The organism is Parasedimentitalea maritima (genome assembly GCF_005771405.1).
Lineage (GTDB): Bacteria > Pseudomonadota > Alphaproteobacteria > Rhodobacterales > Rhodobacteraceae > Parasedimentitalea > Parasedimentitalea maritima.
This window is the reverse complement of sequence record NZ_VAUA01000017.1, coordinates 5,805-24,990: the sequence shown is the minus strand read 5'-3', so window position 1 is coordinate 24,990 and position 19,186 is coordinate 5,805. Positions and strand designations below refer to the sequence as shown.

The 19,186-nt window shown below is 50.9% G+C and carries 19 protein-coding genes and 1 tRNA gene; 6 read left to right on the top strand and 14 right to left on the bottom strand.

Going from position 1 to position 19,186, the window contains the following annotated elements; translation table 11 throughout:
* Positions 1-307 precede the first annotated feature (307 nt).
* On the top strand, positions 308-757 hold the full coding sequence (gene aroQ, locus FEE96_RS23195; RefSeq protein WP_138165512.1) for a type II 3-dehydroquinate dehydratase: 450 nt from the start codon (positions 308-310) through the stop codon (positions 755-757).
* A complete protein-coding gene (locus tag FEE96_RS23190; protein ID WP_138165511.1) occupies positions 754-1,509 on the top strand; it encodes an autoinducer binding domain-containing protein in 756 nt (251 codons plus the stop codon). The genes aroQ and FEE96_RS23190 overlap by 4 nt, the downstream gene beginning before the upstream one ends.
* Before the next feature lie 400 nt (positions 1,510-1,909).
* Here FEE96_RS23190 and tsf read toward each other — a convergent pair whose 3' ends face one another.
* The 5 genes from tsf to FEE96_RS23165 form a co-directional block, all read right to left on the bottom strand.
* Positions 1,910-2,785 carry a translation elongation factor Ts gene (gene tsf, locus FEE96_RS23185; protein WP_138165510.1) on the bottom strand — a complete coding sequence of 292 codons (876 nt, stop codon included), beginning with the start codon at positions 2,783-2,785 and terminating at the stop codon, positions 1,910-1,912.
* Positions 2,786-2,863: 78 nt separating this feature from the next.
* Positions 2,864-3,631 (bottom strand): 30S ribosomal protein S2, encoded by a 768-nt coding sequence (gene rpsB / locus FEE96_RS23180; RefSeq protein WP_138165509.1) that lies wholly within the window; start codon positions 3,629-3,631, stop codon positions 2,864-2,866.
* A gap of 172 nt (positions 3,632-3,803) precedes the next feature.
* Positions 3,804-4,649 (bottom strand): lyso-ornithine lipid O-acyltransferase, encoded by an 846-nt coding sequence (olsA, locus tag FEE96_RS23175; RefSeq protein WP_138165508.1) that lies wholly within the window; start codon positions 4,647-4,649, stop codon positions 3,804-3,806.
* A complete protein-coding gene (olsB, locus tag FEE96_RS23170) occupies positions 4,646-5,407 on the bottom strand; it encodes an L-ornithine N(alpha)-acyltransferase (RefSeq protein ID WP_138165507.1) in 762 nt (253 codons plus the stop codon). The genes olsA and olsB overlap by 4 nt, the downstream gene beginning before the upstream one ends.
* A gap of 107 nt (positions 5,408-5,514) precedes the next feature.
* On the bottom strand, positions 5,515-5,700 hold the full coding sequence (locus FEE96_RS23165; protein ID WP_138165506.1) for a DUF3553 domain-containing protein: 186 nt from the start codon (positions 5,698-5,700) through the stop codon (positions 5,515-5,517).
* Positions 5,701-5,729: 29 nt separating this feature from the next.
* Here FEE96_RS23165 and FEE96_RS23160 point away from each other — a divergent pair, with 29 nt between their 5' ends.
* A complete protein-coding gene (locus FEE96_RS23160; RefSeq protein WP_138165505.1) occupies positions 5,730-6,326 on the top strand; it encodes a histidine phosphotransferase family protein in 597 nt (198 codons plus the stop codon).
* Between the two features lie 54 nt (positions 6,327-6,380).
* Here the strand turns inward: FEE96_RS23160 and FEE96_RS23155 are convergent, their stop codons facing one another.
* The 7 genes from FEE96_RS23155 to FEE96_RS23125 all read right to left on the bottom strand — a co-directional run bounded on the left by FEE96_RS23155 (position 6,381) and on the right by FEE96_RS23125 (position 12,617).
* Positions 6,381-7,646 carry a glutamate-5-semialdehyde dehydrogenase gene (locus FEE96_RS23155; RefSeq protein ID WP_138165504.1) on the bottom strand — a complete coding sequence of 422 codons (1,266 nt, stop codon included), beginning with the start codon at positions 7,644-7,646 and terminating at the stop codon, positions 6,381-6,383.
* A gap of 70 nt (positions 7,647-7,716) precedes the next feature.
* A complete protein-coding gene (gene proB / locus FEE96_RS23150) occupies positions 7,717-8,823 on the bottom strand; it encodes a glutamate 5-kinase (RefSeq protein WP_138165503.1) in 1,107 nt (368 codons plus the stop codon).
* The gene (gene obgE, locus FEE96_RS23145; RefSeq protein WP_138165502.1) at positions 8,811-9,845 is read right to left on the bottom strand and encodes a GTPase ObgE; all 1,035 of its coding nucleotides are present in this window, start codon (positions 9,843-9,845) and stop codon (positions 8,811-8,813) included. Before obgE ends, proB begins: the two co-directional genes overlap by 13 nt.
* A 128-nt stretch (positions 9,846-9,973) precedes the next feature.
* Positions 9,974-10,510, bottom strand: a complete 537-nt coding sequence (locus tag FEE96_RS23140; protein ID WP_138165501.1) for a GNAT family N-acetyltransferase — start codon at positions 10,508-10,510, stop codon at positions 9,974-9,976.
* 157 nt (positions 10,511-10,667) lie between these two features.
* Positions 10,668-10,937, bottom strand: a complete 270-nt coding sequence (rpmA, locus tag FEE96_RS23135; protein WP_138165500.1) for a 50S ribosomal protein L27 — start codon at positions 10,935-10,937, stop codon at positions 10,668-10,670.
* A gap of 11 nt (positions 10,938-10,948) precedes the next feature.
* The gene (locus FEE96_RS23130; RefSeq protein ID WP_138165499.1) at positions 10,949-11,551 is read right to left on the bottom strand and encodes a 50S ribosomal protein L21; all 603 of its coding nucleotides are present in this window, start codon (positions 11,549-11,551) and stop codon (positions 10,949-10,951) included.
* A gap of 214 nt (positions 11,552-11,765) precedes the next feature.
* On the bottom strand, positions 11,766-12,617 hold the full coding sequence (locus FEE96_RS23125; RefSeq protein ID WP_138165498.1) for a DUF2059 domain-containing protein: 852 nt from the start codon (positions 12,615-12,617) through the stop codon (positions 11,766-11,768).
* A gap of 123 nt (positions 12,618-12,740) precedes the next feature.
* On the opposite strand from FEE96_RS23125, the gene FEE96_RS23120 reads away from it, so the two are divergent.
* A tRNA-Ser gene (locus tag FEE96_RS23120) sits at positions 12,741-12,830 on the top strand.
* A gap of 249 nt (positions 12,831-13,079) precedes the next feature.
* Here the strand turns inward: FEE96_RS23120 and FEE96_RS23115 are convergent.
* Positions 13,080-14,051 (bottom strand): IS110 family RNA-guided transposase, encoded by a 972-nt coding sequence (locus tag FEE96_RS23115; protein ID WP_171021807.1) that lies wholly within the window; start codon positions 14,049-14,051, stop codon positions 13,080-13,082.
* A 206-nt stretch (positions 14,052-14,257) separates the two neighbouring features.
* Here FEE96_RS23115 and FEE96_RS23110 point away from each other — a divergent pair, with 206 nt between their 5' ends.
* Together FEE96_RS23110 and FEE96_RS23105 are read left to right on the top strand one after the other, a co-directional pair.
* A complete protein-coding gene (locus FEE96_RS23110; RefSeq protein WP_138165496.1) occupies positions 14,258-14,650 on the top strand; it encodes a helix-turn-helix transcriptional regulator in 393 nt (130 codons plus the stop codon).
* Positions 14,651-14,991: 341 nt separating this feature from the next.
* Positions 14,992-16,260 carry a tyrosine-type recombinase/integrase gene (locus FEE96_RS23105; protein ID WP_138165495.1) on the top strand — a complete coding sequence of 423 codons (1,269 nt, stop codon included), beginning with the start codon at positions 14,992-14,994 and terminating at the stop codon, positions 16,258-16,260.
* A 239-nt stretch (positions 16,261-16,499) separates the two neighbouring features.
* Here the strand turns inward: FEE96_RS23105 and FEE96_RS24030 are convergent.
* Positions 16,500-19,186: calcium-binding protein (locus tag FEE96_RS24030; protein ID WP_281278378.1), on the bottom strand; the 2,687-nt coding region annotated here is incomplete at its 5' end.

Here is a 19,186-nt window from a genome sequence, read left to right as displayed (position 1 = left end):
GAAGACCTTCGAAGCGCGACGCTTGCATCACAGACAACGCGCAGCATAATCAAACCAACCAGATGAGCCGAACACTCACTTAGTTTACGCCGCTCTTGGTTCCAAAAACTCTGACGACGGACACAGTTGCATGACCTCTGTTGCAGCGTACATTGATCGGAACCGTCACAAAGAGATGATGTTTGCATAATTGCCCCAATTCACAATTTAATTGGATATTTCCAACCAGTTTTTCCACAACCCTTTCACCATTTTTAGATGGATGCCATAATATGAGTATTATCAGGTGGCTAAGGAAATGAGCGCAATGTCCAATATTTTGGTTTTGAATGGCCCCAACCTTAACCTCCTCGGAACGCGACAACCCGATGTCTATGGTCGGGAAACACTCTCCATAATTGAAGCAAACTGCATTAAGTATGGCGAAACCCGAGGAGCTCTTGTCAGCTGCCTGCAATCAAACCATGAAGGCGCATTAATCGATGCGATACATGCAGCAAAGTCCGACCAACAGGGTATTATTCTGAACGCAGGGGCATATACACATACATCAATTGCATTGATGGATGCGATCGCCTCGGTGGAACTGCCATGTGTAGAAGTACATCTGTCGAACATACATGCGCGTGAGGCGTTTCGACATGTATCATATATTTCAAAGGTAGCTATTGGTCAGATCTGTGGATTTGGTTCCCGAGGCTACATATTGGCAATCGACGCACTGGTCGCACATTTGGACATGTGTGACGACAAATGAAACTTACCGAGTATCTGCACTTTGTATCCGGCTGCCGTAGTTTAGAAGAACTATGGGTTGGTCATGTCGAACAGATGGCGCAATACGGTCTGGATCGGCTCATCTATGGGTACACTCGGTATAAGACTGAGACGTCACTTGGCGACCCTGATGACTTTGTAATTCTGTCGAATCATTCCAGCGAATATCTAAATGGCTTTATGCATACAGGTCTCTACTTTCATGCACCCATGACACGATGGGCTTTGGAAAATGAAGGTGCATGTAGTTGGCGGCAAGTACATGAGCAAATGGCCAATCAGGAACTCAGTGTTGAAGGTCAAAAAGTCATCGAATTTAATGTTGGCCAAGGGATGACGGCTGGATACACTATTAGTTTCCATTCGATTTCGAGACGCTTCAAAGGGGCAATTTCTCTTGCTGCCAAGCGGGGCGTTAGCCAAGATCAAGTGGATGAAATGTGGGCATTGCATGGGGATGACATTGTTTTAATTAATAATATTACCCACCTTAAGATTTTGTCCCTGCCCTACTCTCCTCCCAATCGAGGGCTGACCAAACGCCAGCGAGAGGCGCTGCAATGGGTCGGTGATGGCAAGACGACCCAAGACATCGCTCTTCTAATGGGTCTGACTTCTGCTACAGTAGAGAAGCATCTTCGGCTAGCACGTGACGCCCTCAGTGTTGAGACAACGGCTCAAGCGGTGCTAAAAGCCGCCTTGCAAAATCAGATGTTCGTTATGGAAGCCTAACTCTCCAAAAATACAATTTCCACCGTAACTATCTGTTGCCTATACGTTCTTTTGGTTTGAAAAGGTAAGGTATTCACTACTTACACTATAGCGAGAATCGTTGCATTCTCCGGTTGTTCCGTGAGTGGAGGCTTTAGCCTAAGGGACGTACGGTCGGAGGTGTTCTTATTTCGAGCTGTCCTCAATCGTATCTCGAATTTGGTGTGTATTTTCATTCCAGTTAGGGAGTCCTGAGAGGACCTTCCATCCCCATCTAGAGGGGCCTTTCAAAAATAGAACGGAGTCGCTGTTATGCGGCTCCGTTTTATTTTTAGTTCTCTTACAATTAGAAAGACCCGCTCCAAAGCGGAACGGGCCTATGTCAGAATATCAAAGGCACGCATTTGATGCGCGCAGGTGATTAACCCTGAGAAACTTTAGCAACTTCAGCTGCAAAGTCTTCTTTTACAACTTCGATTCCTTCACCGACTTCAAGACGAATAAACCCAGTGATTGTTGCGCCAGCTTCTTTGGCAGCCGCTTCAACTGTCAGATCCGGGTTCACAACAAAGGATTGATTGAGCAGAGTAGACTCGCCGATGAATTTCTTCATTCGACCGACAATCATTTTTTCAATAACAGCTTCGGGCTTGCCGGACTCGCGCGCGATGTCCATCTGAACCTGCTTCTCTTTCTCAACAACCGAAGCGTCCAAATCAGCTTCGCTCAGCGCTGCAGGGTTGACTGCTGCGATGTGCATTGCAATCTGCTTGCCCAGAGTTTCATCGCCGCCAGTCAGTGCAACAAGAACGCCGATTTTGCCCATGCCTGCAGTGACAGAGTTGTGCACGTAAGACACAACAGTGTCGCCCTCAAGTGCGGACATGCGGCGTACCGACATGTTCTCACCGATTGTCGCAACTTTGGCAGTGACAACTTCGGCGACAGTTTTGTCGTCCATGGCCGCAGCGTTCAGTTCGTCAACATCGTTTACACCCAGAGCAACTTTTGCAATTGAGCCGACCATTTCCTGGAACTCGGCGTTCTTGCCAACAAAGTCAGTTTCTGAGTTCACTTCGACTGCAACGCCTTTGTTGCCTTCAACTGCGACTGCCACCAGACCTTCGGCAGCAGTGCGTCCGGATTTTTTGGCTGCTTTGGCTAGACCTTTGGTGCGAAGCCAATCAACTGCGGCCTCCATGTCACCATTAGTTTCAGTCAGGGCTTTTTTCGAGTCCATCATGCCTGCGCCAGTGGTGTCGCGCAGTTCTTTCACGAGTGCTGCTGTGATTGCCATCTTTTGGCTCTCCTCAAATCAAAACGGAATTGGGGCAGGTCATACCCTGCCCCATGTATTAAATCTGTGACAGTCGGATTAAGCTTCAGCGCCTTCGGCTGGAACTTCTTCAACCAGCGCTTCTTCGAATTCGCCCAGATCAACGCCGGCAGCGCCCAGTTGAGTCGACATGCCTTCAAGAGCTGCACGAGCTGCCAGATCACAGTACAGCGAAATAGCGCGCGACGCGTCATCGTTACCTGGGATGATGTAATCAACGCCATCAGGCGAACAATTGGTGTCGACAATTGCAACAACTGGGATGCCCAGCTTGTTGGCTTCGGCAATCGCCAGTGATTCTTTTTTAACATCGATAACGAACAGAAGATCTGGAACACCGCCCATTTCGCTGATGCCGCCAAGCGAAGCCTGCAGCTTACCGTGGTCGCGCTCCATGCCTAGGCGTTCTTTTTTGGTCAGACCATCAAAGCCGACTTCCATCTTCTCATCGATGTCTTTCAGGCGCTTGATCGACTGGGAAACGGTTTTCCAGTTGGTCAGCGTGCCGCCCAACCAGCGGTGGTTCATGAAGTACTGAGCGGATTTCTCAGCAGCTTCTGCGATTGGTGTCGCGGCCTGACGCTTGGTGCCGACGAATAGAACGCGGCCACCCTTGGCAACGGTATCGTGGATAACCTGCAGAGCCTGGTCCAGCATTGGAACAGTCTGGGTCAGGTCCATGATGTGGATGCCGTTGCGGGCGCCGTAGATATACGGGCCCATGCGTGGGTTCCAGCGCTGTGTCTGGTGACCAAAGTGTACGCCTGCTTCAAGAAGCTGACGAAGAGTGAACTCAGGAAGAGCCATATTCGTATTACCTTTCCGGTTTTTTCCTCGGCGGGGGTCTTAGAGCGGATGCTCCAACCGGCGGTCTGCTGAGGATGTCTCCCCCAATCAGGCCAAACCCCGCCTGCGGGTTTGAATGCCGCGCGTATAGATCACTGTAGAAACTGGTGCAAGCGCAAATAGCCTGCGATCGCTATTCGTTCGACAAGTTTCGCTTATGGGCCTCGGCATGACTTTCATGAACTTTAGCCTCGCAATAGGCCGCTAGGGATTTTCTATTGCTAAAATCCGAAACACGGACTGGGGGAAGATAAAGCAACTCGACAGCTCCCTGGCGCGGGATCGAGAGCGTTTTGATTAGGTGCGGACCAAAATCCATATCTCCCCACCAGCCATAGAACCTGGCCGGTTCACCTTTTGGAGGATGGTAAATTACCGCGACTGGTTGAACAAACATAAAATCGCACAATTGTTCACTGAAGAACGCCGCAAAGAGGGTTGTTTTAAATGGCAAAACACGAAGTCCATCTGTCGACGTCCCTTCTGGGAAAAACAGCAATTTGTGATCCGCTTTGAGACGCTGTTCAAACAAATTGGTCTGCTCGACCGCTTTTTTTGGATTGCGTTCAATAAACACTGTCCCTGTTGCCCGCGCCAGCCAGCCAATACCTGGCCATTTGGCCACCTCTGCCTTGGATACAAAATAGATACGCTTTTTGGCATTGAGGGCAAAAATATCCAGCCAAGACGAATGATTGGCAACAACGGCTCCACGCTCCCGCATCAATGTTCCCGTGCTGTAAAACCCGATTCCAAGTACGCGGAATGCGTTTCGGCAAACAAATTGCGTTATGTATGGGGTTGCGGGCCGTTTCTGACCAAAAAGCGGGCGTTCAATCAATCTGAGTAGCAAAAGAACAAACAGGCCACCAAATACGAGAGCGGCCAGCGCAATTCCACGGACAAAAACTAACGCCCACCCCAATCCTGTTACATGGACTGGGTCTGGATCCGAATTGCCTTGCCAACTAACGCTCATGATCTCTTTCTTTCGCTCGCGTAAATACGTCTTTGACCGTCAGTCATCCGTTCGGAATCAAGCATCAGACACACGTCAGTAGTGTTGAATTTGTGATCAACAAAGGCGCCATCACCGACGCATCCTCCCAAACGCAAGTAGGCCTTTATCAACGCCGGGGTTTCAACCATTGCTCTTCGGCGGTCCAACCCGTCCCGTCCAATCAGGTCCATAGATTGATAGGCCTTTGCTTTCACTCTCAAATTACCTGGCGCCAAATGGTTGTGGTGCAGCATCGACAGTGGATGGGCCAAATTTTGCAGATTGGTCCCGTGAAAACTGGCTACCCCAAACAAAATTTCGATACCGTGGAGCGTCACATAATCAGCCAAACCGGCCCACAAATGGTAAATGGCTGCGCCGCCACGGAAATCTGGGTGTAAGCAGGAACGCCCTAGCTCTAGCAGCTTGCGGCCGCTATTTCTGAGCAAAGATAAATCAAATTCGTCTTCAGAATAGAACTGGCCAGCCTGAGATGCTTGGTCTTCTCGCAGTAACCGGTAAACACCCACGACAGCTTTGCTAGCATTGTCCAACAACAACATGTGATCAAAGAAAGGATCAAAACGGTCACGCTCTAGTTGATTATGATGATCAACCAAGTCTCCATTGCCACCCAGTTCTTGGATAAACACTTGGTAACGCAGGGCTTGAGCCGCCTGCAGTTCGTTTTTGGTTTCGGCCATCTTAACGGTGAACGATGGAGCATCAACGTGCATAATTTCGAATTGCCACTTTTTGGGGTTGCGCGCAGGTAGCCTGTTTTGCGAAGAACTAGCAAGTTTTTAGGCAAAATTTGCGGAAACTGTTAACTCTTCGTCAACGGTTATGACGGATCAAACACAGGTGTAAGGGCAACACGGGAGCCATCGATTACCAGCTTGCCCTGATCACGAAAATTTACGGTAATTTTGCCGCCGATATTGGACTGCACTTGCCCTAAACCCCATTCGGGATGATTTGGGTGCCGGACAAACATACCCGGCGCTAAAATTGCGTTGAGGTCACTCATCAAGGATTGGCCTAATTCGGAGGAAAGACATGAGTGTGAATAGCGTCAATTTGGCAGCTTTGATAGGGTCACGGATCTGTCACGATTTGATCAGCCCAATCGGCGCCATTAATAATGGGCTTGAACTGCTTGGAATGTCAGGAGATCTTGGTGGTCCCGAGCTTGAATTGATCTCTGATAGTGTCGGCAATGCAAATGCTAGAATTCGGTTCTTTCGAGTGGCATATGGTACCGCTGGCGATCAACAATTAGGCCGTGTTGAGTGTGTTTCGATTCTAGAAGACATGTGTAAGGGCGCGCGGCTTCAATACAGCTGGTCACCACTAGAACCTTGCAACCGTCGGGAAGTTCGCCTTGCTTTTCTGGCACTGCAATGCCTAGAGACAGCTATGCCCTACGGCGGATCTGCAAAGGTTTTTTGCGCGGATGGAAAGTGGACAGTGATTGGCGAAGCTGAAAAAATAAACGTGGATGATGACCTCTGGGCACGGATCAGTGGCGGGCAATCCAGCACCACAGTAACCCCATCACTGGTTCAATTTGCCCTACTGCCTGAAGTCGCTAAGGAAATCAACCGTACCGTTAGGGTTGAGCAAAGCCTTGATAAGATTACAATCAACTTCTAACGTTTCGCCAAACAAGTAAGGAGTGTCAGGAAAATTGACTGACACTCCATAGTACTAGTTGCGGATAGTACCATTCCCGCGCACCAGGTATTTAAAGCTGGTCAACTGCGCTGCACCAACTGGACCACGGGCATGCATCTTGCCAGTGGCTATCCCAATCTCTGCACCCATGCCAAACTCGCCCCCATCAGCAAACTGGGTGGAGGCATTATGCATCAAAATTGCGCTATCAAGACGAGCAAAGAATTCGTTTGCCGCATTCAAGTCCTCTGTCACGATACAATCAGTGTGCTGAGAATGATGCTTTTGTATGTGGTCAATGGCGTCCTCCAGACCATCAACACGTTTGGCAGCAATGATAAGATCTAGATATTCACAGCCCCAATCCTTGTCAGTTGCTACCGTCATGCCCTGGGGGCCCGGCAGGTCCTGTTCAGCACGTATTTCAACATCAAGCGCCGAAAGTGCCGACAGAATATCTTTGCCCAAGGTGTCCGCTATATCTTTGTGGAACAACAGGCATTCGGCAGCCCCGCATATGCCCGTACGACGGGTTTTAGCGTTTACAACGATATCAATCGCCTTTTGAGGATCTGCCTCTTTATCAATGTAAATGTGTACGATCCCCTCAAGGTGGGCAAACACTGGGACCCGTGCTTCTCGCTGGACCAGTCCAACAAGGCCCTTGCCGCCGCGTGGGACAATCACATCAATATAGTTGGTCATGGTCAACATCTGCTGAACAGCAGATCGGTCGCGTGTGGGCACCAGTTGGATGGCATTTTCCGGCAGACCCGCTGCAGAAAGCCCGGCCACAAGACATCCATGGATAGCTAAGCTCGAGTTAAAACTTTCAGAACCACCACGTAAAATCACCGCATTGCCGGCTTTCAAACAGAGTGCCCCTGCATCAGCTGTTACATTAGGCCGACTTTCATAGATGACGCCGATCACCCCCAATGGCGTTCGTACCCGCTGAATATTCAATCCAGTAGGCTGGTCCCAGTCTTCAAGCACCTGCCCCACTGGGTCAGGCTGATTAGCGACAGCGCGCAGCCCGTCAACGATACCTTGGATGCGTGGCTCGTCCAGCATCAACCGGTCCATCATTGCATCTGACAGACCTTTGTCACGTCCATACTCCAGATCCAGCGCATTGGCCGCAATGATGTTGCTACGGCGTGCCCAAACAAAGTCGGCTGCACTGATAAGCGCAGCCTGCTTTTGTTCTCCGGTTACGGTCGCCAGTACTTGCGATGCAGATTTCGCGCGGGCGCCCAAATCTGCCATCACTGCGGGTATATTGTCTATGTCTTTCATCAATTTCGGCCTTTTCCCAAATGGGTGTCAGAGATGATTTTCTGACCGAGTTTTTTAGCAAAGAAAAGTGTCAGAGCGCCATATCATCACGGTGGATAAGCGCTGCACGACCTGAGTAGCCAAGGATAGCTTCGATCTGATGTGTCTGACACCCAATTATTGCGCGGGTTTCAGTATCAGTATACCGGCTAAGGCCCTGCCCCAACTTATGCCCTTCCGGGCTTACAATGGCCAGCGGCTCACCGCGGCCAAATGTGCCCTCCACATGTGTAATACCTGCCGGCAAAAGACTTTTTCCGCTTTTCAGAGCCCGATCGGCGCCGTGGTCAACGGTGATCTCTCCGCGAGGTTTCATGGCAGCAATCCAACGTTTACGTGCTGCCTGGGGATCTGTCTGAGCTGAAAACCACGTAGAATCACCCCCATTACAAAGCCTTTTCAATGGATTATGGTGAAAACCTTCAGTGATTACCATGGCGCAACCAGCTGCTGTTGATACCTTGGCGGCCAGAAGTTTGGTGATCATGCCACCTTTTGACAGTCCAGAAACACCGTCGCCGGCCATTGCTTCAATCTCTGGGGTGATTTTATCTATCAACTCATACCGGGTCGCGCTGGAGTCGAGTGATGGGTTTGCACTGTAAAACCCGTCGACATCTGACAGCAGGATCAAACAATCCGCCCCCACAGTAACTGCCACCTGTGCTGCAAGACGATCGTTATCGCCATAGCGGATTTCGTCTGTGGCAATCGTGTCGTTTTCATTGACGATTGGCACCACTCCCAAACTCAGCAATGTCTCCAAAGTGGCACGCGAATTTAGATATCGACGACGGTTTTCGCTGTCTTCCAGCGTTACCAAAACTTGTGCAGTCTTGATATCATGGGGAAACAACGCCTGTTCGTAAGCTCTTGCCAGGCGAATCTGACCAACAGCTGCCGCTGCCTGCGATTGCTCCAACGCAAGATCGGCCTGTGGCAACCCCAGTACGCCGCATCCCAATGCAATTGATCCTGAAGAGACAAGGATAACATCCTTGCCTAACCCCTTGAGCCAAGCCACGTCAGCGGCAAGTGAGTGTAACCATTCAGCACGCAACTCACTTTTGTTCCGATCAACCAACAAGGCTGACCCGATTTTGACGACGACGCGATTAGAGGAGTCTAGGGTTGCCAAGTCTCCGCCTCCTCAGCGGGCTGCTGCCGGATACGGTCGGCTTCAATTTCAGCTCGTACAGCACGAAGCACTTCAGGCATACCTTCACGACTGACACCAGACATCAGCAACACGGGCCCGCCTACTGCAGCTTCCAACTCGGCCTTTGCTTCGGCGCGTTCATCGTCGTCCAAAGAATCAACTTTATTCAAGGCGGTAATTCGAGCTTTGTTAGCAAGCTCTCCACCATATGCCTCCAGTTCACCAATTATGGTATTGTAGTCTTCGGCGATGCTGTCTGAGGTACCATCTACAAGGTGCAAAAGAACTGAGCAGCGCTCAACATGACCCAAGAAGCGATCGCCGATGCCTCGTCCTTCATGTGCTCCAGCAATCAGACCTGGGATATCTGCAATAACAAACTCAGCGTTATCAATGCCTACCACGCCAAGGTTCGGGTGAAGTGTCGTGAAAGGATAGTCCGCAATCTTTGGACGGGCATTGGAGCTGGCTGCAAGAAAAGTGGATTTACCAGCGTTAGGTAGCCCCAAAAGGCCGGCATCTGCGATCAGTTTCAGCTTCAGCCAGACTGTCCGCTCAACGCCTTCCTGTCCCGGGTTAGCACGACGCGGTGCCTGGTTTGTCGCACTTTTGAAATGCAAGTTACCAAAGCCGCCATTGCCACCTTTTGCCAACTGAATACGCTGTCCAACTTCGGTCAGATCCGCAATAACGGTTTCCTGATCCTCATCCAGGATTTCAGTACCAACTGGCACCCGCAGGATAATGTCGTCGCCGTCTTTACCGGTGCGTTGTTGACCCATGCCGCTTTGTCCACTTTTGGCGAAAAAGTGCTGCTGATAGCGAAAATCAATTAATGTGTTCAGCCCATCGACGACCTCGACCCACACAGTTCCCCCCTTACCGCCATCGCCGCCATTAGGGCCGCCATATTCAGCATTCTTCTCGCGTCGAAAGCTGATACAGCCATTGCCGCCGCCACCGGACCGGATATAGACCTTTGCCAGATCGAGGAATTTCATGACTGCTCCTTTTCGCCCGGAGCAAATGGTTGCCCCAAACGTGATAGTATCAAGTGATCCAAAGCAGGGATATGTTTTGCCCAGCCTCGCTTAACGCCTGCCTTACCGCATCATTGGCGGTACGCCAATCACAGTTTTCTGCTGTAGGTCCAAGTTGGCACTGCGGAATTGCGTGAAACAGAAAATGTTTCTGCATCTCCCAGATATTCAAAGCCACAATGGGTCAACACCTTCGCTGAAGCCGGGTTGTCCTGAAAAACTGAGGCAAACATCGCAGCGTTGGTTAGAGGATTTGCATCTACCAGTGCTTTCAGAGCTTCGGATGCAAGTCCCGTGTTCCAGAACACCGGTGCGATCCAAAAACCAGCTTCTGACTGGTTACGATCCATTCGCTTAAGACCAATCACACCTTTTAGCTCTGCTCCACCATCTCGGGTGCCATCGATCGCCCAGATGTCCTCGTCTCGTTCATTGGCCAACGCACGCTCAATGTAGGCCTCTGTTGCACCTGGCGGCAGTGGATGGGGAATAGAACTGGTCATTCGGGCGACACGTTCGTCGCTGCTATACTGCGATAGCAGCCCTGCATCCGACTTTCTTAGCGGACGTAGAACAAACCGCTCAGTCTCGATGAACGGCTGTATAGATGTTTGATCCAGGCTCATATAGATGTTCCTCATCCAATCGGTACTAGTTGAACGGACAACAGCGTCCAAAAGCGTCAGGCGAAAACGTGTTCAAATCGCGCCATATGCCAAAAACAGAAAGAGGGACCGGCTTATCACCGATCCCCCAAATTTTTGTTAACCTTGTGGGTTCGGTTTATTCAGCGGCCTCCGCCACTGGCAGAACCGAAATAAAGGTGCGGCCTTTCAGGCCTTTGTGGAAGGTAACAGCGCCTTCGGATGTTGCAAAGATTGTGTGATCTTTGCCCATGCCTACGCCTTCGCCCGGCCAAAACTTGGTGCCGCGCTGACGAACGATGATGTTACCAGAGATGGCCGCTTGGCCACCGTACAGTTTCACGCCAAGGCGGCGACCAGCTGAGTCGCGGCCGTTACGGGAGGAACCACCAGCTTTTTTATGTGCCATTCTGTCTCTCCTTAGCCTTTAGCCAAATCTTTGGCTTGCTCAACCCACTCGGGCTTCACTTTGATTGCATCGATAGCAGCAATATCGTCTGCAGACAATGCAGCAACCTGAGCAAAGCTTGTCAGACCAGCTGCTTCCAGTTTCTTGGCGGCGGCAGGGCCTACACCAGTCAACTGAGTCAGATCGTCGGAACCAGCAGCGGCGGCAGCAGGTGCTTTTGCTTTAGCAGCCGGAGCAGCTTTGGCAGCAGCTGGTGCATCACCTTTACCAGTAGCAACTTTGACACCAGATTTGTCAGCGCCCGAAGCCAGGATCTCAGTGATCTTGACGAGGGTCAGCTTTTGACGGTGACCTTTGGTACGCTTCGAAGAGTGCTTACGACGGCGCTTGACGAAGTGGATCAGCTTTTCGCCTTTGATTTGATCGACAACTTCTGCCTGAACAGCAGCGCCTTCAACAAAGGGTGCACCCACAACCGGAGCGTCGCCGCCCAGCATCAGGATGTCGTTGAACTGAATTGTTTCGCCAGCATCTGCAGCCAATTTTTCAACGCGGAGGATATCGCCCGCTTGAACTTTGTACTGCTTGCCGCCAGTCTTGAGGACCGCAAACATGCGTCTTTCCTTTTTCAACCGCGTTCTATGGTCCCCTGGTCGGGCGTTTCGGCCTAAGCCACCTCGAACGGCGCGTCCCTTTGGGGACGGATTACGTAATGAACCCGGCACAGAGATTCCGGGCCGGGATGCGGGCTTATGCTGCAGTTGTCATTTGCTGTCAAGCACCTCACCAAAAGGAAAGTCATTTCCAACGTAAACATGTCGTTCACGGTCAGATATCCTGTCCATTTCCGAGTTCAAGCAATCGAGATGCCAATAGTTCAAACCTATTCGCAGTAATTTCGTACTGCACCGCATTAAGAAGCTCATATACGGTTTGCATCAGTGGCTCTTCTAGAGCTTCAACATAGTCAAGCAGCTCGTCATCAGTGAAACTCTGATAAGTATAGGCCGATCCAGCAAGAGCGGAGCTTTGCAGTGCCAGACGCATGTCACCTTCTTGCTCCTTCATCAATGCACGCAACCCCTCCTCATCCAGATCCAAATCAATTACTCCAGCATCTCTGGCCGCCATTAGGAACCGAAGCTGGATCTGTTGTACGGCTTTAACCCCTGTACCAGCGGCATCGATCGCCGTGCCCATGCGTTTTAATGTCACCAATCTTTCGGATCCTTCGCGAACCAGATCTGAGATGATCCGACGTCCAGCAGTTTGAATGACGTCATCTTCCTCCACTAAATGTGACGCGTTTTCAACGGCTACCAAACGTTGCCCCAAATCGCTGGCATAAAACTCAGCAGCATGTTGGAGCGCATCTTCATCTAGTGTCTCGGTTAGAATTTGCAGCGCCAGGTCATGCATCACATCGGTATCGAAGACCTGTTGGGATAACCGCCCCCAGGATGCGCCAAACTCGCCAGGCTCAAATCCCAACATGTCTGGTGCGCTGCTCGCGGAAAGAGCGATGCTGTCCAATGCAACATCAAAACCAGTCACTTCTAGGAAAGCTTCAATCTGATTTCGCTCTGCTGCTTTCGCGCTTGAGCCAGTAAATAACGACACGAAAACAACCGCTAACAAGCCGTGCATCATGAGGGCGGGAAGAGAAGTGATTTTTTTCATACAACAACACCTAGACGGTTCAATTCTGCTGACAATGAAAAATCGACTTTCTTGACTTAACTGTGAAAACGCTCTTGCACCGCTTCAACAACATCCTTAAACGCTGCCTCACCAGACCCCCGCGGAGAGGTGCCGGAGTGGTCGAACGGGGCGGTCTCGAAAACCGTTGAGCCTTCACGGGTTCCCAGGGTTCGAATCCCTGTCTCTCCGCCATTGACGTTCGCTAAGGCATTGAGTTAGCCGCAATAATTATCCGAACAATGTAGTTGGCCCCACATTTACAGTCAGTGAAATAGCCACTTGACCAAACAGCAGTATATTGTTTCAAATAGTCTCGATCCGTATGGATATGTCTTCAGCAGAATGAAGGCGTAATACCCAACTATTTCCTGCTGCAAGCATCTGTGACTTATCAAGGTTGAACTGGACCGATTTGAGACGGTGTTTGGGGCAGCCTATTTGCTATGGTTTACTTGGTCGCCAGTGTCTTTTTTCGGCGATGAGAGTGTTGGCCAGAATGACCAGTTTGCGCATGATTGCGGTCAAAGCTACTTTAGGTGGCTTCCCTCTTTGAATGAGGCGCCTGTAGCTGTCAGCATGTGATCCCGGTCGTCCGATGGCAGACACCGCACACATGTAGAGCGCCTTTCGGATGTGGGGTCTTCCCCTGCGCGTGATGCGGCTTCCCTGCCGGGTTCCGCCGTCCCAATTCATCGGAGCGACACCAACAAGAGCCGCGATCTGGCGGCAATTGACTTGGCCGAGTTCAGATAGGTCAGCAAGCATCAAGGTTGCTGTGGTGGAGCCGATATTGGGAATGGAAGTGAGAATTTGAAACTTGGATTTCAAACCCGTTTCGGACTGGATCAGATTGCTTACTTCCTCTTCCAGCGCGGATTTTTGCTTCTCAGCCAATTTGAGGCGTGCCTTCAACTGCCGAATGGGCAGCGAATGCAGTGATGCCTTGAGTTTGCGCTTGAGATCGCCAATTTCATCAACAAGTTGTCGCCGCCCGGCTTGCAGCTCTTTCAGGGCACTGTTGCGATCTGATATCGGCGCAGAGGACCTGGGTTTGATCAGGGCTGCGTATCGAGCCAGAATTTGCGCATCAATTTTGTCTGTTTTGGCCAGTTGGCCCATGCTGTCAGCAAATTTGCGGCTGCGGAACGGATTGACGACCGCGACTGGAATTTCTGCCTCATGAAAGAGTTCATGAGTGAGACGATGGAACTTGCCTGTTGGCTCCAGAACCAGCAGTTCAACAGAGTGAAGAATGCACTGACGGATCAGCTTCTGAAGACCGCGTCGGCTATTTGGCACCGTCAGGTGAATATCGGTATTGTGGATTGCAAAGTCCAATTTGTCCTTGCTGACGTCAATGCCAGCGTAGTGTGTAGCTGCGGGTTGGTTTATCTGGTCTTGCGTTCGAGACATCCTGAGATTCTCCTTCATCTGTTCAGATCACTAACCGGTGCATGACCCGATCTTGCTTGCGATTGGACCCATTGCGGCCAAAGATGTGTTCGATCCAAATCATGCGCTAAACGGAAGGTTCAGCAGCTCAACTGTTGCAAAGAATTGGGCTGTTTTAAACATACGCAAGATGTGTCTCGAAATCCTTGAGAAATAAGGAATTCGACATGCCTAAAAGCATCCCCACTGGGTTAGAAATCACGGATCTTTTTGATCACCCGCATTTGCAGAATGAGGAGAAGAGTCGTTTCAGGACGAATCCGCAAAATGTTCAAATAGAAGGCAAATCCTTAGCGCATCCCGACACCACCGGTCCGTATGGTTCTATTCTTGCAACTGCCGATGAACGTTATTTATCAGATAAGCAAGTTGCTGAGCGCTTTGGGGTGTCGCGGCCAACAATTTGGCGCTGGGTCAAAACGGAGAAGGCGTTTCCACATCCTGTTTCGCTGTCCTCCGGGACAAGTCGATGGCGGCTTTCGGACCTTTTAGTTTACGAAGCAAAGTTCGAGAAGGAAGGTCCTAGAGCCCTTTTAAAGGCGAAGGGGAAGAGCAAATGAGCCGCGCCTACAGGTCTGTTCGCCCAAAAGCAAATCGCGTTTACTCTGTCAATGGAGTCCTGGAACTGTATAAAGTGTGCCGAAATACTCTCTCCAACTGGGTGGGGTCGGGACTCAGTCCAACTGGCGGGATTGCGCTACAGTTGTTTCGGGGGGCTGAATTAACTCGGTTTCATGAAGCGCGAAAAGCCAAAAAGCGAGTGGATCTTCGGCCGGGAGAATTCAAGTGTGTCGCCTGTAAGTCGGCGGTTTTTCCTGAGGTGCATTCGCTAGGATTTGTTTCAGCAAAAAGGGCCCATTTAAATGCCTTGGCGACTTGCCCGGATTGCGGTGCTCGGGTGATGAAGTTACTGGATAAGACGGAATGCGACAGTCTTAAAAATTGCATCGATACCAATACGAGCCTCGCCCAATTACACGAAGAGAATGTGCCTAGACTGGGGAGTATTGGGAAGATCTCCGTTATTGAAGGCGTCGATCAGCACGTTTCCAATGATCGGGTCATACATGACTGGCTTGTCTACGCCGGGCGCTACGATGAAAAGACAGTCGATGCACACCTTGCGAGCATCCGAATTTTTGAGAGTTTTCTGGATGGTAAGCCCTTTGACAGGGTGTCACAAAAGGACGCTGCAGCCTATCGGGATGTTCTGGTGGGGTTGGTGAAAACCTCCAAAGAAAGTGGCGGTCTGGATCGCTCGACAATCCGCCATCGTGCCTCACATTTAGGTAAGTTCTTCGAATGGCTAAGACATCAGGATGGGTTTCGCCGTTTGAGTGGTGGTATCCCTGACTATTGTGCTCTTCCCAAAGGTATCAGTGCAAAGAACCTGCAAGATTCTCCGAAACCATATCCCACGATGGAGGAGGCGATCGCAATGGTCCGTGCGATGCCCCACAAAACCATCTCAGAGCGTCGAGACCGTGCAATGGTTGCCCTTACGTTTGTGACGGGGTTGAGGGCTGGGGCTTTGACCTCATTGCGATTAAGGCACTTAGACGTAGAAGCGAATGAAGTCGTGCAGGACGGCACTGACATGCGCGCTAAAAACGGTAAGAGCTTTCGCGTGTTTTGGTTTCCACGCACTGACGAGATGCAAAGTGTCGTTCGTGACTGGATAGCGGAGATGCAACAGTTAGGGTTTGTGACTAGGGACGCGGCTTTTCCTGCTTGCACGCATCTGACGTGTCAAAAACTTGGGCACAAGCCCATTGACCCAATGCGAACTGAAGGTGCACTGAGCTCTGCTTTTTCCGTGGCCAGCAATAAAGTCGGCAAAAGTTTCTCACCGCACTCTGCGCGACACTGTCTGGCGGCTCTGGGCGACAGCCTTTGCCTCACCCCAGAGCGTCGAAAGGCCTGGTCGTTGAACCTGGGACACAAGACTGAAGGCATCACCGAAACACATTATGGCAAGATGTCGGACGGTCGGCGGTGCGAGGTTATCGACGACCTAAGGTCCCGTGAGGTCTGGACCGAGGATGAGAAGGATTTGATGCTAGATTACTTCCAATGCAAATTGGCCCATGGATCGGCAGACTTCATGCGGGCTCGCAAACTTGCGCGGTCGAGAGAGGGAAGTTTGGGTTGTGAGGATGTATTGGATTAGGGGCAGTGATTTTGTTGCTGCAGCAAAAATGTGATTGGGCCAAATGTATAGCGATGCAGAAGGTTGCCGCGACGACTGTCGGATCAAGGGCCAAAGTGAGTTAAACTCTGGATATACATCACGCCAACAACTGTTTTTCCTGATGTCAGACCAACAAGCTCGCCGATGAAGTGCGAGAAGTAGCTAAACCTGCTCCGACACATGCAATCGGTCGGAACAGGTTTCAGTTGGTGGTCGCCTCAGAGAAGCAGATCATTTGGATCAATAATTCCAAGTACTGTTTCTAGCAGCACCGACGAAGAGTCGCTAAAGGTAATCAATGTAGCATCGTCTCCACCGATGCCATCGGTATCCACTTCCGTAATGGAGCCAATGGATTGAGCACCCGTCAGTGACAAAAAGTCCGTTCCAACCACAAAGTCCTGAATGATGTCAGCTCCTTCCCCAGAACTAAACACAAATGTGTCAGCCCCGGCCCCACCAGACATGACATCATCACCGAAACCGCCAATAATCAGATCATCATCTTCGCCACCATCCAGAACATCAACACCGTTTCCTCCGTCAAGAGTATCGTTACCGGCAAAACCAGAGATGTCGTCATCACCAAACGAACCGGTCAACGCGTTAGCAAACCCGTCGCCATTTTGAACAGCACCAAAGACTCCTCCCCCATCTGGATCGTACCCTTGTGAAGTCGCGGCATCGATCAAGAAATTCTGGTCCGAGAGGTCGTCAATCAATGTGTTCTCAAAGATAAACATCGACTGGAAACTGTCCCCGCCACCATTGGTGTCGATTTGCACCACTGCGCTGGTTCCATCTTGAATTATTCGCAAGTAACCTGCACCAAATGGATTTGACGCACCATCCCAGCCAGACAGGCGCTGAGAGAGGAAGTCATCAAACACAATCCGATCCTCGCCGACATTGAAGTCAGTAAAGGTTGCTGTCGTATATTGATTGAAATTTGAGTAGCGAGTGATTTCGACCGTGTCGGCCCCAGCACCCAATGTTATTGTAGACTGTCCCGGACGTGCGGAATAGCCGTTGGCGTAGATCTGAACATAGTCGTCTCCGGCCCCCATATCGACTATGTCAGTCGAATAATAGCCGACGCTATAAGCGTAATCATTGCCATTTCCGCCGTTCAGAATTTCGGTAAAGGTGCCACTTGAATCGGTGCTGGCGTACATGGTGTCATTGCCTTCACCACCATCCAGAGTGCCGCCATCATTGCCTTGCTGCAGCTGGTCGTTTCCTGCACCGCCATAGAGACTGTCATTGCCATCTTCACCGTACAGATAGTCATTTCCATCACCACCCAGAAGAACATCATCACCAGCCGCGCCGTACAGGAAGTCGCGGTCAGTGCCACCGTCGATTGAATCTGCGCCTGCTCCTCCGCGCAGCGTATCCTGACCAGCCAGGCCAGTTACAGTATCGCCGCCGATAGATCCTTCAATCGAGTCATTTCCAGCGGTGCCGACCAAAACCAGTCCAGTTGGAACAGACCCGTCTGGTGGCCAGGGAGAGTCAAAGTTCGAAGCTGAGAAGACCCCTGGTGCAAGCCCCTGGAAGACCATCATGGTCTGGAAATTGTCACCGCCACCATCAAAATCAATTTGCAGCAGAGTATTCCCAGCCAAGTCATCAATCAGCTGTAGATATCCCACAGCACCAAATGGATTTGACGCACCATCCCAGCCAGACAGGCGCTGAGAGAGGAAGTCATCAAACACAATCCGATCCTCGCCGACATTGAAGTCAGTAAAGGTTGCTGTCGTATATTGATTGAAGTTTGAGTAGCGAGTGATTTCGACCGTGTCGGCCCCAGCACCCAATGTTATTGTAGACTGTCCCGGACGTGCGGAATAGCCGTTGGCGTAGATCTGAACATAGTCGTCTCCGGCCCCCATATTGACTATGTCAGTCGAATAATAGCCGACGCTATAAGCGTAATCATCGCCATTGCCGCCGTTCAGAATTTCGGTAAAGGTGCCACTTGAATCGGTGCTGGCGTACATGGTGTCATTGCCTTCACCACCATCCAGAGTGCCGCCATCATTGCCTTGCTGCAGCTGGTCGTTTCCTGCACCGCCATAGAGACTGTCATTGCCATCTTCACCGTACAGATAGTCATTTCCATCACCACCCAGAAGAACATCATCACCAGCCGCGCCGTACAGGAAGTCGCGGTCAGTGCCACCGTCGATTGAATCTGCGCCTGCTCCTCCGCGCAGCGTATCCTGACCAGCCAGGCCAGTTACAGTATCGCCGCCGATAGATCCTTCAATCGAGTCATTTCCAGCGGTGCCGACCAAAACCAGTCCAGTTGGAACAGACCCGTCCGGTGGCCAGGGAGAGTCAAAGTTCGAAGCCGAGAAGACCCCTGGTGCAAGCCCCTGGAAGACCACCATGGTCTGGAAATTGTCACCGCCACCATCAAAATCAATTTGCAGCAGAGTATTCCCAGCCAAGTCATCAATCAGCTGTAGATATCCCACAGCACCAAATGGATTTGACGCTCCATCCCAGCCAGACAGGCGCTGAGAGAGGAAGTCATCAAACACGATCTGATCCTCACCGACATTGAAGTCAGTAAAGGTTGCTATCGTATATTGATTGAAGTTTGAGTAGCGAGTGATTTCGACCGTGTCGGCCCCAGCACCCAATGTTATTGTAGACTGTCCCGGACGTGCGGAATAGCCGTTGGCGTAGATCTGAACATAGTCGTCTCCGGCCCCCATATTGACTATGTCAGTCGAATAATAGCCGACGCTATAAGCGTAATCATCGCCATTGCCGCCGTTCAGAATTTCGGTAAAGGTGCCACTTGAATCGGTGCTGGCGTACATGGTGTCATTGCCTTCACCACCATCCAGAGTGCCGCCATCATTGCCTTGCTGCAGCTGGTCGTTTCCTC

Bases quoted from the DNA above. Each gene is read 5' to 3' on its own strand.
- tsf (WP_138165510.1), bottom strand. From the start codon at position 2,785: ATGGCAATCACAGCAGCACTCGTGAAAGAACTGCGCGACACCACTGGC.
- FEE96_RS23125 (WP_138165498.1), bottom strand. From the start codon at position 12,617: ATGAAAAAAATCACTTCTCTTCCCGCCCTCATGATGCACGGCTTGTTA.
- FEE96_RS23110 (WP_138165496.1), top strand. From the start codon at position 14,258: ATGCCTAAAAGCATCCCCACTGGGTTAGAAATCACGGATCTTTTTGAT.
- FEE96_RS23165 (WP_138165506.1), bottom strand. From the start codon at position 5,700: ATGAGTGACCTCAACGCAATTTTAGCGCCGGGTATGTTTGTCCGGCAC.
- rpmA (WP_138165500.1), bottom strand. From the start codon at position 10,937: ATGGCACATAAAAAAGCTGGTGGTTCCTCCCGTAACGGCCGCGACTCA.
- FEE96_RS23190 (WP_138165511.1), top strand. From the start codon at position 754: ATGAAACTTACCGAGTATCTGCACTTTGTATCCGGCTGCCGTAGTTTA.
- FEE96_RS23130 (WP_138165499.1), bottom strand. From the start codon at position 11,551: ATGTTTGCGGTCCTCAAGACTGGCGGCAAGCAGTACAAAGTTCAAGCG.
- FEE96_RS23105 (WP_138165495.1), top strand. From the start codon at position 14,992: ATGAAGTTACTGGATAAGACGGAATGCGACAGTCTTAAAAATTGCATC.
- rpsB (WP_138165509.1), bottom strand. From the start codon at position 3,631: ATGGCTCTTCCTGAGTTCACTCTTCGTCAGCTTCTTGAAGCAGGCGTA.
- olsB (WP_138165507.1), bottom strand. From the start codon at position 5,407: ATGCACGTTGATGCTCCATCGTTCACCGTTAAGATGGCCGAAACCAAA.
- FEE96_RS23160 (WP_138165505.1), top strand. From the start codon at position 5,730: ATGAGTGTGAATAGCGTCAATTTGGCAGCTTTGATAGGGTCACGGATC.
- FEE96_RS23115 (WP_171021807.1), bottom strand. From the start codon at position 14,051: ATGTCTCGAACGCAAGACCAGATAAACCAACCCGCAGCTACACACTAC.
- olsA (WP_138165508.1), bottom strand. From the start codon at position 4,649: ATGAGCGTTAGTTGGCAAGGCAATTCGGATCCAGACCCAGTCCATGTA.
- FEE96_RS23155 (WP_138165504.1), bottom strand. From the start codon at position 7,646: ATGAAAGACATAGACAATATACCCGCAGTGATGGCAGATTTGGGCGCC.
- aroQ (WP_138165512.1), top strand. From the start codon at position 308: ATGTCCAATATTTTGGTTTTGAATGGCCCCAACCTTAACCTCCTCGGA.
- obgE (WP_138165502.1), bottom strand. From the start codon at position 9,845: ATGAAATTCCTCGATCTGGCAAAGGTCTATATCCGGTCCGGTGGCGGC.
- FEE96_RS23140 (WP_138165501.1), bottom strand. From the start codon at position 10,510: ATGAGCCTGGATCAAACATCTATACAGCCGTTCATCGAGACTGAGCGG.